The sequence below is a fragment of the Sedimentitalea sp. XS_ASV28 genome (assembly GCF_041224545.1).
Classification (GTDB): Bacteria; Pseudomonadota; Alphaproteobacteria; order Rhodobacterales; family Rhodobacteraceae; genus Sedimentitalea.
Map to the genome: position 1 here is coordinate 19,199 of NZ_JBGFGP010000090.1, position 12,497 is coordinate 31,695.

Genomic DNA, 12,497 nt, shown 5'->3' on the forward strand with positions numbered 1-12,497 from the left:
CAAGCGGTGCTTGCCGCGCTGGCGGGGCTGGTTTATCACCGGGTCTCACAGACTGAACCGCTAGGATTGCCATGCGCGCCGAAACCCAGAACACCGTTGCCGAGATCGAGAAATCGCTGGAGCTGCTGGCGCAGCGGCTCGATTGGGAAACCGCGCCGCACCGGCTCGAGGAATTCAATGCACGTGTCGAGGATCCCAACCTTTGGGATGATCCGGATGCCGCGCAAAAGCTGATGCGCGACCGGCAGACGCTGGTTGACGCGATGGAGACCTACGAGTCGATCAAACGCGACCTCTCGGACAATGTCGAAATGATCGAACTGGGCGAGATGGAAGAGGATGAAGAGGTGGTCGCCGATGCCGAGACCGCACTCAAATCCCTTGCCGTCAAGGCCGCGCAGAAAGAGCTTGAGGCGCTGCTGGATGGTGAGGCGGATGGCAATGACACCTTTCTGGAGATCAACGCCGGTGCGGGCGGCACCGAGAGCTGTGACTGGGCGTCGATGCTGGCGCGGATGTATGTTCGCTGGGCCGAGAAAAAGGGCTACAAGGTCGAGCTGCAATCAGAAAGCGCGGGCGACGAGGCGGGAATCAAGTCGGCAACCTACAAGATCAGCGGTCAGAACGCCTATGGCTGGCTGAAATCCGAGAGCGGTGTGCACCGGCTGGTGCGGATCAGCCCCTTTGACAGCGCCGCCAAGCGTCACACCTCGTTCTCTTCGGTCTGGGTATATCCGGTCGTGGATGACAATATCGAAATCGAGGTCAACCCGGCGGATATCCGCGTTGACACCTACCGGTCCTCCGGGGCGGGCGGGCAGCACGTCAACACCACGGACTCGGCGGTGCGGATCACCCATCACCCCACGGGGATCGTGGTGACAAGCTCGGAGAAATCCCAGCACCAGAACCGCGACATCGCGATGAAGGCGCTCAAGTCGCGGCTGTATCAGCTGGAACTCGACAAGCGCAACGCCGCCATCAACGAAGCGCATGAAAACAAGGGCGACGCCGGCTGGGGCAACCAGATCCGATCCTACGTCCTGCAACCCTACCAGATGGTCAAGGATCTGCGCACGAACTACGAAACCTCGGACACTAAGGGAGTGCTCGACGGCGATCTGGATGGATTCATGGGCGCGACGCTGGCGCTGGATGTGACCGGCAAGAGCCGGGCCGAGGCACGGGCCGAGGGCTGACGGGCTTGCGGTGACGCAACGTCCGCCCCGAGACGCCGCAATTCCGTCATGCTTTTTCGCTAGCGATCACGTGCCCGAGCACAGGAGCGCGTCATGGCCACCGAGATCATCGACGGCGATCTGACGTCGACCTATTTCCTGGACCTGTCCGATGAGGTCATCGTCACGCCCTTCGGCAGTGTGTTCACCGATGATTTCCTCGGTCTGACCAACCGCACAGAGGCGGATATCGGCGTCACCCTTCAACTCATGGGGCGGATTCAGGCGGACGGGATTGCTGTTGCACTGGTTTCGGATCAGGGAACCGGGGTCGGGCAGGGTTTGCGCTCGGACATCAGTGTTGGTCAAACCGGATATCTTTCCGGGCAATTTGGGCTGCTGGTCTTTCAAGGATTCGGCGCGGATATTCGTGTCGCCGGAGATATACGCGGCACTTATGGCGGAATTGAAACGGCATCGCCCGACACGGTGCTGAGAGTATCCGGCACCGTGCATGGCACAGGTGTCGGGATCAGGATCGCCAGTCAGGGTGACGAGTCGGACGGGTATGCCGCGATTTTCAACCGTGGTTGGATTTCTTCGGGCGACGGCGCGGCCATCGAACTTCTTGATGCCGGTGGCGCGATCCGCAATGTCTCGGTGATTTCCGGCGCTTTCGGCGTGTCTTCTAACGGTCATCAGGAACTCGTCATTCGAAACGAGGGAACGATCCTTGCGTCCGTGTCGCACGCGATCGAACTGACGGATGGCGATGAACTGGCGACCATCACCAATTCTGGCAGTATCAGCACGGTCGGGGATGCGATCCATTTGCAGGATGCCGATTTGCGATTGGTAAATTCGGGTACGCTCGCGGGAAATCTGGGTATTTGGCTCGACAGCGCGGGTGACCTGATCCTGCGCAATTCCGGGGTGATCAGCGGCGATATCGATGCGTTGGTCGATCATCGCTGGTCTGGCAACACGGATATCGTGAATACCGGCGTGATCTCGGGCAACATCAATGGCGGCGAGAGCCAGGCCGATTATCGACTGATCAATCACGGCACGATTGTCGGCGATATCGGTCTTGGCGCGGGCGATGATTTTTACAAGCTGACTGCGACCGGGATCACGACCGGTGCGGTCGACGGCGGGACGGGAAACGACACTCTGATCGGCAATGATGGGGCCGACAGGCTGTCCGGTGATGACGGCGATGACCGGCTGCGCGGTCGTGGCGGCGATGACACGCTGGACGGTGGCGCGGGATCGGATCGGCTGCATGGGGGCGCGGGCAACGATACGCTTGACGGCGGTCGCGATTTCGGGCCCGAAGGTTCGGACGAGACCCAGACCGACATTCTGACCGGAGGCAGCGGCGCCGACATATTCGTGTTCGGTGACCGGAGCGGTCAGGACCGGGTTGTCGATTTCGAGCAGGGCAGTGACCTTTTGCGCCTGGAGGGCCATGTCGGCGGGTTCGAGACCTTGGACATCCGTGACCAAAACGGCAACCTGCGTGTGGAGCATGACAACGGATCGATCACCCTGGTCGGTCTGGCCGGGTTAGACCTGTCGGATTCCGATTTCGATTTCGTCTGACCGGATACGGCCGACGGGCCGAGAGCCACATTCAACCGGACATTGGGCGCGCTGAAGCCGCGCGAAAGTTCCGCCGCATTCAAGCGGCCGGGAAGCTTTGCCTCGGTATCTGTATTTTTGGCGCAATTTATGTTAAGAAATTCCCATTATCCAGCACATATATTTTAGAGGAGAAGAATAATGCCAACGCGGTTTCTGAATGTGACATTTGATGGTGTAAACGACGTTCCGCGTTTGCCTGGCGCAAGTGCAGTTTCCTGGAACACCGGCGGGTCCCGGCCGACGATTGACAGATATTCGGTTTTCGTAGAAGCGCCCGACGATCTGGATGCGACCCTGAACCTGACCGGATCGGATTGGCGTATCCGGATGTTGCAGGTTGCCGGTGACGATCACATCACGCGGATCGTGGATGCCGATAACGCTGCCGGTCGGGAAATCGAATATCTGAACCTTGGCTACAATTCCGATGTCGAGCTGACATCGACCAGGGTGCGTTACATGAACGGGTGGGAGGGTGATCTGCATGACATCACGCTGGGCGCCCAGAACGACTGGATGCACTGGATCAGCCTTGGCGCCGATGTGAACAGGCTCGACACCGCGGTCGGGAATATCGGCGGGATCGACATCTACCGGGGGCGCGGCGACTTCACCGTGCGCGGTGGAGTGCAGAGCATCGGTTTCGGAACGCTCGATGACAGTCTTGTGGTGGATGCCGGGCGCGTGTCCTCGGTCAATATGCGGGAAGGGAACGACACGGTCGTTGTGCGAAATGGCGGCCTCATAGAGATGTTGAAGGATTTCGGTGGAGCGAGTGATGTCAGGGTGCTCGCAGGCAGCAGTCTGGACAGTTTCCGGGGCGGCGAGGGCGACGTCTCGATCGCGCTTTTCGGAACGGCGCGCGCGGAATCGATCCGTGTCTTTGACAGCGATCTGACCTTTTCGTCCAGAAAGGGCGGCGTGCAGACCATCTTCGGGTGGGAAGTCAGTTCGGACGTGACCATCGGCAGCGGGGGAGTCGCGAGCATCAAGTTCACATCCGACACCACCCAGTCGCATCAGATCACGGGCTCCGCGAATGGCTATATCGGGTCAATCGAAATAACCGACCGACGGGATGACGCAAGCGACGACCAGAGTACGGTGGTGGATCTGACCTATCTTGCCGGATCGGTTCGCCTCGGGAACGGGGCCGACAGGGTGACCACCGGGAACGGCGAAACCGGCTGGGTCGAAAACATCTCGACCTCTGGCGGCAATGATGTGGTGACTCTCGGCTCGGGGGGGGCCGGTCTTGTCGGCACCGGTCGCGGCAACGACCGGATCAACGTGCGGGACCTGTTCTATACCACCGAAGACGAGGGGGTTGTCATTCGCGGCGGTGCCGGTGCCGATACCCTGAGCTTTCACGCATTTTCACAGGGGGTGACCTTTAGCCTGGCCTTGAATGGCGCCTATCAGGAAGTTGCCAGCGACGCCGGATATTTCAGTGCCGTCGGCGTCGAGAACCTCATCGGCAGCCAGCGCGCGGATACGTTGACAGGTGATGCCGGCAGAAATGTCATCTCGGGCAAGGGGGGTGCAGACCGGATACTGGGCGGCAGCGGCAATGACACGATCAGGGGCGATGCGGGCAACGACAAGCTGTTTGGACAGATCGGCCGCGACACCGTGATCGGTGGTGCCGGCCGCGATACCATTGATGGCGGTTTCGGCAATGATACCCTGCGCGGCAATGGTGGAGCGGATATCTTCGTATTTGGCAGGAGGAGCGGTACGGATACCGTTGTTGATTTTGCCGACGGGACTGACACGCTGCGCCTGGTCGGTCATACCGGTGGGTTCGGGGATCTCACGTTCTCCAATTCCGGCGGAAATCGCGAGATCGAACATGACAATGGAACCATTGTGCTGGCAGGGCAGGCCGGTCTGGTTCTGACGCCGGCAGACTTTGATTTCGTCATGGCCTGAGATCGGGTTGTGCCCCTGCAATCAGGGGGTTGCATGGTCCGGGGCAGCGGCTAGTTTGGCAGCACGACTGTCCGAGGAACTGCCCCATGTCCCTGACCCAGCAAACGGCAACCAGCCTGCTCGCCAAACTGTCCGACGGGTCTTTGTCCGCGAGCGAGCTGATGCAGGCGACATTGGCGCGGATCGATGCGGTGAACGGTGCGGTCAATGCGATTGTGTCGTTGCGGGACCCGGACGAACTCATGGCCGAGGCGCGCGACCTCGACAATGGTGCCAGACGCGGCCCGTTGCACGGCCTGCCGATCGCGGTCAAGGATCTCGTCAATGTTGCCGGGGTGCGATCGACATTCGGCTCGCCGATCTTTGCCGATAATGTGCCCGAAAAAGATGACATGATTGCCGCCCGGATGCGCGCGGCGGGTGCCATCCTGATCGGCAAGACCAATACGCCGGAATTCGGGCTTGGCAGCAATACGTTCAATCCGGTGCATGGTGCGACGCGGAACCCCTATGACACGTCTCGCAGTTGCGGAGGCTCGTCGGGCGGGGCGGCGGTGAGCCTGGCAACAGGGATGACGGCGCTGGCGGACGGGTCGGACATGATGGGAAGCCTGCGCAACCCGGCAGCCTGGAACAATGTCTACGGGTTCAGACCCGGCTGGGGACGGGTGCCGTCCGAGCCGGAGGGTGATATTTTTCTGCACCAGTTGTCGACATTGGGTCCGATGGCACGCTCGCCCGAGGATATCGCCATCCTGCTCGACGTGATTTCCGGACCTGACCCGAGGCAACCGCACGGGTTGCCGGTGGACCCGGTCGCGCCGCTGTCTGCCGCGGACCCCAAGGGTCTGCGGATCGGCTGGCTGGGCGACTGGGGCGGGGCATATCCGATGGAAGAGGGCATTCTCGACCTGTCATGCGACGCGCTCAAGGTGCTGGAAACGCTCGGTTGTGTGGTTGAGCCGCTCGCCGCCCCGTTTTCGGCAGAGGCCATCTGGCAAAGCTGGATCGATCTGCGGGCCTGGCAGGTTTCGACAGGATTATCGGGTTTTCTGGCGGAAGGGGCCGAGTTGAAAGACACCGCGATCTGGGAAACCGAACGCGGGCTTGGGTTGTCGGCCCTCGATGTTCACAAGGCCAGCGTGATCCGGTCGCAGTGGTTCATGACGGCGGCGGCATTGTTTGAGACCTATGATGCCTTGGTCCTGCCCACGGCGCAGGTCTGGCCCTTTGACGCGGATATCCCGTATCCGACCAGCATCGCGGGCACGGCGATGGACACCTATCATCAATGGATGCAGGTCGTCGTTCCGGTCAGCCTGATCGGTTTGCCGGCGCTGGCGGTTCCGGCCGGGTTCGGTTCTCGGGGGCTTCCGATGGGGGTCCAGATTTTCGGGCCGCGCGGGAGCGACGCGAAGCTGCTGGCGCTTGGCGCGGCCTATCACGCGGCGACCGATTGGCCGGCACATCGCCCGCCACTGTAGTCGAGGCGATCGGGGAGGAGAGGGAATGGAGCAAACACTCGAACATGGTGTGCCGCCGTTGCAGCCTGTGTCTGGCGGGATCCTGCGCACCGCACTTCGACGCGGCTGGCGGGATTTTCGCCGCGCACCGGTCTATGGGCTGGTCTTTGCCGCGTTCTACGTTCTTGCAGGTTGGCTGATGACACTGATCACCGCCCGCACCGGCACGACCTTCTGGCTGGTGCTGGCGGCCATCGGCTTCCCGCTGATCGGTCCCTTTGCCGCCGTCGGTCTTTACGAGGTCTCCCGCCGGCTGGAAAAGGGTATCCCGTTGGACTGGGGCGGCATACTCGGCGTGGTCATTCATCAGAGCCGACGGCAACTCCCGTCGATCTGCGCCATCATCATCGTGGTGTTCCTGTGGTGGTTCTTTATCGGCCACATGATATTCGCGCTGTTCCTGGGCCTGTCGACGATGACCAATATCTCGACCTCCTTCGATGTGTTCCTGACGATGAACGGGCTGATGATGCTGGCGGTCGGCACGGTTGTCGGCGCGTTGTTTGCGCTGCTGCTCTACATGATAACCGTTTTGTCGCTTCCGTTGTTGCTCGATCGCGAGGTGGATTTCGTGACCGCGATGATCACCAGCTTCAAATATGTCACGGCGCACCCGCTGCCGATGCTGCTCTGGGCGGCGTTCATCGCGGTGGCGAGTTTTGCCGCCCTGTTGCCTTGGTTCCTGGGCCTGTTTCTGGTGCTGCCGCTGCTCGGTCATGCTACCTGGCACCTGTATGACCAGCTCAAGGACGTCGCTGGCGGCTAGGCGGGCTCGCGGCCTTCGCTGACCAGGCGGGCGCGCAGCGCCGGCGCTGCCGGGTGATCCTGTTCCAACGCGAACACATAGGCGTGGGTCAGGTAAAAGCCCGCCGCATCCGGGGTTTTTGCTGTCTCTGCCGCCTCGCGATACAGATCGACCAGGGCGCGGTGGTCGCGGGCGGCATGGGCCGCCAGCAACCGTTCGTCCAGATCCGTCATTCGGCGGCGCGGGACTGGGCGCGGTGGGTTTCGAGCTTGCCGGCGACCCAATCGTGAAACAGATGCGTCGGCCCATCCATCGCCGGTGAAAATCTGCCGCCGTCGAAACCGGGGGCCAGGCGACCACGCTGCATGCCTTCAACGACAAAGATGTCCTCTTCGAATACGGTCTTCCACTGCTGCGCGTTGCGCGCGCGCAGCCCTTCGTCGGTGGACGGCCGGGCGTAGAAGATATGCACATGTTCGGTGGTGTGACCGACGGCATCCGGCACCAGGATGATTGCAAAGGCGTGATCGCGGTGCACGCCAAGCAGGACATTCGGATAGGCCGCGACATATTCCGCAGCGGTATTCCATTTGTTGCTCAGCGCCTCGAAATCGGGAAAGACATCGCCGTTCTCGTCGCGGATCTGACGATAGACCAGGGTGCCTTGTCCGGAATATTCTCCGGGCTGTTCAATGTGATAATGATCTTCCAGCCGCGAATAGCTGTTCAGGCCGGGATGAACCCAGGGCAGGTGATAGCTCTCGCAATAATTTTCGACCGCGAGCTTCCAGTTGCAATCCACCTCAAGCTGGAACCGGCTTTCGGCACCGCCATGAAACAGGGGATGGTCGAATTCGGACCAGCGTTGGAGCAGGTCCGACATCGCGACCTCGAATGCCGGTGCATCACCGGAGAGGTTTATCCAGACCACACCGAACCACAGGTGGCTGCGCACCTCGATCAGGCCCAGTGTGGCCCGGTCGATCCCGTCATGGGTGTTCTGCCCCGGCCCGCCCACATGAGGGGTGCTGACAAGCCGCCCGTCCGTGGCGTAACACCAGCTGTGATAGGGGCAGCGGATCGCGCCCTCGATCTTGCGAGGTTCCTCGACGAGGATCATGCCACGATGGCGGCAGGTGTTCTGGAACACCCGGACCTGACCCTGCTTGTCGCGGATCAGGAGCAGCGGTACTCCCAGAAAGCTCATCGGGACCGCATCGCCCGGTTCGGGCACATCCGCCTCGGCGGCAAGACCGGCCCATTGCGAAAACAGCAGGGCCTGTTTCTCTTCCTCGAACACGCCCGCATCGGTGTAATGGGCGTTTGGCAACCCCTGTGCGTGGGTGATCGGGCGGCGAACGGCGGACAGATCCGAAAGGGGATTTGGCATGTGGCTCTCCTTGGCTTGCCCCGAATTTGTATCCGGCAAAGCCATGCCTCATCCGCTCTCTTTGCGACGAAAGTTCTCTCACCGCGACACCGAACCGGTTGGGCGGCCCTGTAAGGTCAGCGAAACGGGTCTGCGGGTTGCAGAAGCCGGCGGTGGAACGGGAGCAGTTCCTCTTCGGTCTTGAACCCGGTATGACGGGCCGCATCGAGAACGCCGCCCCAACCGCCGCCAAGATGTTCATAGACCATGCGCGTAACCCGGGTTCCGGTGGTGCTCTCGCGCACCGTGCGGGTCACGTAGCCAACCCAGTAATTGTTCTCGAACGAAGCGACCCGTGCCAGGTAATTGAAGGAACTGGTCATCGCCTTGCGCCGTGAGATCATCAATGCGACGCCATCTTCCTGCCGGATCGCATAGCCACGGAATTCCCGTGCCCGGGCGTCGATGGGCAGGCCCTGCTGGCGCATCGCCTCGCGGGCTTCGTAGCCACGCACGTAGACGTGATTGGTGTATCGGAAGACATGCACCAGCCCGACGATGAACTGGCTTTCGTTGATGAAACTGCGTCGCGAAAACCGGTAGAACCCGCTGGGAAACACGTCTTCGTTCACGTCGCTGACTCCGGGACCGGTGAATTGCGACAGTATCGGCCCGTTGAGAATGGAACCGCCGGTGTTCAGGGTATCGACCGGATCGAGCAGGATGCGGGCATCGACATCGAAAAAGTCGCATATCCGGTCAAGGACATCGGGCCGTGGAAAACTCTCTCCAGACAAGTATCGGTTGAACTGTGTCCGGTTGATGCCAAGCTGCCGCGCGAGTTCTGAGATCGAGGGATAGTTTTTCGACAGGATGCGCAGATTTGCGCCAAACATGTTGCGCAATTCAGCCGGAGATCGTGTCGATTTGGACATGGAGCCTCCTTTGTTGAAGTGCGACTGCACCTGGGCTGCACCCAAGCAGTATGAATGAAAACACCCTACTTGAGATCCGATTTCGTGCTTTGACGCCAATTAGAGTCAGGTGTGACGCCAACATGTATCGGTAAGCTATAGTTTCAGACACAAAATGCAATAGCACGACGCAAGGTTTTCCATGTCTGATTGTACAGAATTGGCTCAAACTTAGTATAGAGAGATTTAGTGGGATGGATCATGTTTGGCGTAGTTCTCTGGAGTGACGAGGAAGATCACAAAGCGGTAATATGGTGCGAAGATCATGGGGATCTTGCATTTTATCGATCGACCAATGATGCACAAATGGTGTCGATGGATGCCGGAGATTGGGTCGAATTCGACCTGACCATGGACCGCAACATGCGATTTGCGCACAATCCCAGGTTGATTGCCGAGGGCGTCTTTCCGGAGCTGCCCGAGTCGCTGGAAACGGCCGGACAGGTCCGGGTTTCCCCTGCCACTCCCATGCACAAGCAGCGTGGTTCCGCCAAGATAATACCCTTCACGGCTCGGCGTCGGACCGGACGTGATCGACGCGGCACGGTTACCTTCGGACGGGCCTGATTTGGTGCTGATGTTCTGAGCGTCGCGGCAGACGCTCAGGGCGAGGGACCTCTCGCCCTCAGAGAATTCTTGTCATCAATCGCCACGCATCAACGCGGCAATCCCGGTCCGTGCGATCTCGGACAGGCCCAGTGGTCGCATCAGATCGGCAAAGGCGTCGATCTTTTCCGGGGCGCCGGTAATCTCGAAGACAAAGCTGTTCAGCGTGCTGTCGACCACATTGGCGCGGAAGATATCGGCAAGGCGCAGCGCCTCGACGCGTTTTTCCCCGTCGCCAACGACCTTGAGCATCGCCAGTTCCCGCTCGACCGACGCCCCTTCGACCGTGAGATCGTGGACTTCATGCACCGAAACGATGCGGCCCAGCTGTGCCTTGATTTGTTCGATGACCTGCGGCGTACCGGTGGTGACGATGGTGATCCGGCTCAGGTGGCCGGTGTGGTCGACCTCGGCAACGGTCAGGCTTTCGATGTTATACCCGCGTCCGGAAAACAGACCAATCACCCGCGCCAGAACGCCGGGTTCGTTTTCGACCAGAACCGCGATCGTGTGTCGTTCCTGAACGTCCGAAAAGCTTGGGCGCAGGTTATAGGCCGAATGCTTGGTCGCGCCTTTTTTGATGTGTAGGGCAGACATGATGTCCATACTCCTGAGATGTTCCGAATGTCGGGCGCCGCAGCGCCCGTTCACCGATTTCGGGATCGCGTCCTAGACCAGAACCGCGCCGCCAGCCTGGATCACGCCCTGGGTTTCCGCTTCGCCCAGCAACATTTCGTTATGCGCCTTGCCCGAGGGGATCATCGGGAAGCAGTTTTCGTGCTTTTCGACGAGGCAATCAAAGATCACCGGGCCGTCATGGTTGATCATTTCCATGATCGCGTCATCGAGATCCGCCGGATCCTTGCAGATGATGCCCTTGGCGCCAAAGGCTTCGGCGAGTTTCACGAAATCGGGCAGCGCCTCGGACCAGCTGTGCGAATAGCGTTCGCCATGCAGGAGTTCCTGCCACTGGCGCACCATGCCAAGGCGTTCGTTGTTCAGGATGAACTGCTTGACCGGCAGGCGATACTGCACCGCAGTCCCCATTTCCTGCATGTTCATCAACCAGCTGGCCTCGCCGGCGACGTTGATCACGAGGCTTTCGGGATGCGCCATCTGCACACCGATCGATGCCGGGAAACCATAGCCCATCGTGCCCAGCCCGCCGGATGTCATCCAGCGGTTCGGATCCTCGAAGGTCAGGTACTGCGCCGCCCACATCTGATGCTGGCCGACCTCGGTCGTGATATAGCGATCGCGCCCCTTGGTCAGCGCTTCGAGCCGCGCCAGCGCCTGCTGAGGCTTGATGGTCTTGTCGCCAGCGGTGAAGGCAAGGCAATCGACCTTTCGCCAGTCGTTGATCTTCATGTGCCACTTGGCCACCGCTTCCGCGTTGGTCTTGCGCCCGCGCGACTTCCAGACTTTCAACATGTCCTCAAGCACATGCGCCACGTCGCCGACGATGGGAATATCGGTCTTGATGACCTTGTTGATCGAACTCGGATCGATATCGACATGTGCCTTGATCGACTTGGGGCTGAAGGCGTCGATCCGTCCGGTGATCCGGTCGTCGAACCGGGCCCCGATATTGATTAGCAGGTCACAATCATGCATCGCGAGGTTCGCTTCGTAGAGCCCGTGCATCCCGAGCATCCCGAGCCAGTTCTTGCCGGACGCCGGATAGGCGCCAAGCCCCATCAATGTCGAGGTGATGGGAAAGCCGGTCGCGTCCACGAGTTCGCGCAGAAGCTGGCTCGCTGCGGGGCCGGAATTGATCACGCCGCCGCCGGTATAGAAAACCGGGCGCTTGGCCTTTTCCATCGCTGCGACCAGTTCGGTGATCTCTTCGAGATCGCCCTTGACGCGGGGTTGATAGTGGGACGCGGTGGGCGACGGCTTGGTATAGGTACCAGTGGCAAACTGCACATCCTTGGGAATGTCCACCAGCACGGGACCGGGCCGTCCGGACGTGGCCACGTGAAACGCCTCGTGGATGACACCCGAGAGCGTGTTGGTATCCTTGACCAGCCAGTTATGCTTGGTGCAGGGGCGGGTAATGCCCACGGTATCCGCCTCTTGAAAGGCGTCCGAGCCGATCATGAAGGTCGGCACCTGACCGGTAAAGACCACGATCGGGATGCTGTCCATCAGGGCATCGGTCAGCCCGGTCACCGCGTTGGTGGCACCGGGGCCGGATGTCACGAGCACCACGCCGGGCTTGCCGGTGGCGCGCGCATACCCTTCGGCGGCGTGAACCGCACCCTGTTCGTGTCGCACCAGGACATGCCGCACATCGTTCTGCTGGAAAATCTCGTCATAAATGGGCAGGACTGCGCCACCGGGATATCCGAATACCGTGTCGACGCCCTGATCCTTCAGCGCCTGCACCAACATCTTTGCTCCGGTCATTTCACGTGTCATCTGTTTTGCTCCATCCGAGACAACGTCCTGCGCATAAAAAAGCCCCCGTTCTTGGCGGGGGCGCATGGGTCGTAATATGGTTAACCGTTACCGGCCCATGCG

11 protein-coding genes are annotated in these 12,497 nt (G+C 60.5%); 6 read left to right on the forward strand and 5 right to left on the reverse strand.

Going from position 1 to position 12,497, the window contains the following annotated elements; translation table 11 throughout:
* The first annotated feature begins 71 nt into the window (after positions 1 to 71).
* The 5 genes from prfB (at position 72) to AB9K34_RS04840 (ending at position 7,046) form a co-directional block, all read left to right on the forward strand.
* Positions 72 to 1,199: a peptide chain release factor 2 gene (prfB, locus tag AB9K34_RS04820; protein WP_369953298.1), complete on the forward strand. Its 1,128-nt coding sequence runs from the start codon at positions 72 to 74 to the stop codon at positions 1,197 to 1,199.
* Positions 1,200 to 1,292: 93 nt separating this feature from the next.
* The gene (locus AB9K34_RS04825; RefSeq protein ID WP_369953299.1) at positions 1,293 to 2,783 is read left to right on the forward strand and encodes a calcium-binding protein; all 1,491 of its coding nucleotides are present in this window, start codon (positions 1,293 to 1,295) and stop codon (positions 2,781 to 2,783) included.
* 180 nt (positions 2,784 to 2,963) lie between these two features.
* Positions 2,964 to 4,757, forward strand: a complete 1,794-nt coding sequence (locus tag AB9K34_RS04830; RefSeq protein WP_369953300.1) for a calcium-binding protein — start codon at positions 2,964 to 2,966, stop codon at positions 4,755 to 4,757.
* Positions 4,758 to 4,843: 86 nt separating this feature from the next.
* Positions 4,844 to 6,241 (forward strand): amidase, encoded by a 1,398-nt coding sequence (locus AB9K34_RS04835; protein WP_369953301.1) that lies wholly within the window; start codon positions 4,844 to 4,846, stop codon positions 6,239 to 6,241.
* Positions 6,242 to 6,266: 25 nt separating this feature from the next.
* Positions 6,267 to 7,046 carry a DUF2189 domain-containing protein gene (locus AB9K34_RS04840; protein ID WP_369953302.1) on the forward strand — a complete coding sequence of 260 codons (780 nt, stop codon included), beginning with the start codon at positions 6,267 to 6,269 and terminating at the stop codon, positions 7,044 to 7,046.
* Here AB9K34_RS04840 and AB9K34_RS04845 read toward each other — a convergent pair.
* The 3 genes from AB9K34_RS04845 to AB9K34_RS04855 form a co-directional block, all read right to left on the reverse strand.
* Complete coding sequence (locus AB9K34_RS04845; protein WP_369953303.1) at positions 7,043 to 7,258, reverse strand: hypothetical protein; 216 nt, start codon at positions 7,256 to 7,258, stop codon at positions 7,043 to 7,045. The two genes, AB9K34_RS04840 and AB9K34_RS04845, sit on opposite strands and share 4 nt — an antisense overlap.
* Entirely contained in the window at positions 7,255 to 8,415 is a 1,161-nt protein-coding gene (locus AB9K34_RS04850; RefSeq protein WP_369953304.1) for an aromatic ring-hydroxylating dioxygenase subunit alpha, read from the reverse strand. Before AB9K34_RS04850 ends, AB9K34_RS04845 begins: the two co-directional genes overlap by 4 nt.
* Before the next feature lie 116 nt (positions 8,416 to 8,531).
* Positions 8,532 to 9,329 carry a helix-turn-helix domain-containing protein gene (locus tag AB9K34_RS04855; RefSeq protein ID WP_369953305.1) on the reverse strand — a complete coding sequence of 266 codons (798 nt, stop codon included), beginning with the start codon at positions 9,327 to 9,329 and terminating at the stop codon, positions 8,532 to 8,534.
* 240 nt (positions 9,330 to 9,569) lie between these two features.
* Here AB9K34_RS04855 and AB9K34_RS04860 point away from each other — a divergent pair, with 240 nt between their 5' ends.
* Positions 9,570 to 9,935 carry a hypothetical protein gene (locus AB9K34_RS04860; RefSeq protein ID WP_369953306.1) on the forward strand — a complete coding sequence of 122 codons (366 nt, stop codon included), beginning with the start codon at positions 9,570 to 9,572 and terminating at the stop codon, positions 9,933 to 9,935.
* Positions 9,936 to 10,010: 75 nt separating this feature from the next.
* Here AB9K34_RS04860 and ilvN read toward each other — a convergent pair whose 3' ends face one another.
* Positions 10,011 to 10,571, reverse strand: a complete 561-nt coding sequence (gene ilvN / locus AB9K34_RS04865) for an acetolactate synthase small subunit (RefSeq protein WP_369953307.1) — start codon at positions 10,569 to 10,571, stop codon at positions 10,011 to 10,013.
* Between the two features lie 72 nt (positions 10,572 to 10,643).
* Positions 10,644 to 12,395: an acetolactate synthase 3 large subunit gene (locus AB9K34_RS04870; protein ID WP_369953308.1), complete on the reverse strand. Its 1,752-nt coding sequence runs from the start codon at positions 12,393 to 12,395 to the stop codon at positions 10,644 to 10,646.
* Between the last annotated feature and the right edge of the window lie 102 nt (positions 12,396 to 12,497).

Coding starts and splice junctions, on each gene's coding strand:
- prfB (WP_369953298.1), top strand. CDS start 72: ATGCGCGCCGAAACCCAGAACACCGTTGCCGAGATCGAGAAATCGCTG.
- AB9K34_RS04825 (WP_369953299.1), top strand. CDS start 1,293: ATGGCCACCGAGATCATCGACGGCGATCTGACGTCGACCTATTTCCTG.
- AB9K34_RS04830 (WP_369953300.1), top strand. CDS start 2,964: ATGCCAACGCGGTTTCTGAATGTGACATTTGATGGTGTAAACGACGTT.
- AB9K34_RS04835 (WP_369953301.1), top strand. CDS start 4,844: ATGTCCCTGACCCAGCAAACGGCAACCAGCCTGCTCGCCAAACTGTCC.
- AB9K34_RS04840 (WP_369953302.1), top strand. CDS start 6,267: ATGGAGCAAACACTCGAACATGGTGTGCCGCCGTTGCAGCCTGTGTCT.
- AB9K34_RS04845 (WP_369953303.1), bottom strand. CDS start 7,258: ATGACGGATCTGGACGAACGGTTGCTGGCGGCCCATGCCGCCCGCGAC.
- AB9K34_RS04850 (WP_369953304.1), bottom strand. CDS start 8,415: ATGCCAAATCCCCTTTCGGATCTGTCCGCCGTTCGCCGCCCGATCACC.
- AB9K34_RS04855 (WP_369953305.1), bottom strand. CDS start 9,329: ATGTCCAAATCGACACGATCTCCGGCTGAATTGCGCAACATGTTTGGC.
- AB9K34_RS04860 (WP_369953306.1), top strand. CDS start 9,570: ATGTTTGGCGTAGTTCTCTGGAGTGACGAGGAAGATCACAAAGCGGTA.
- ilvN (WP_369953307.1), bottom strand. CDS start 10,571: ATGTCTGCCCTACACATCAAAAAAGGCGCGACCAAGCATTCGGCCTAT.
- AB9K34_RS04870 (WP_369953308.1), bottom strand. CDS start 12,395: ATGACACGTGAAATGACCGGAGCAAAGATGTTGGTGCAGGCGCTGAAG.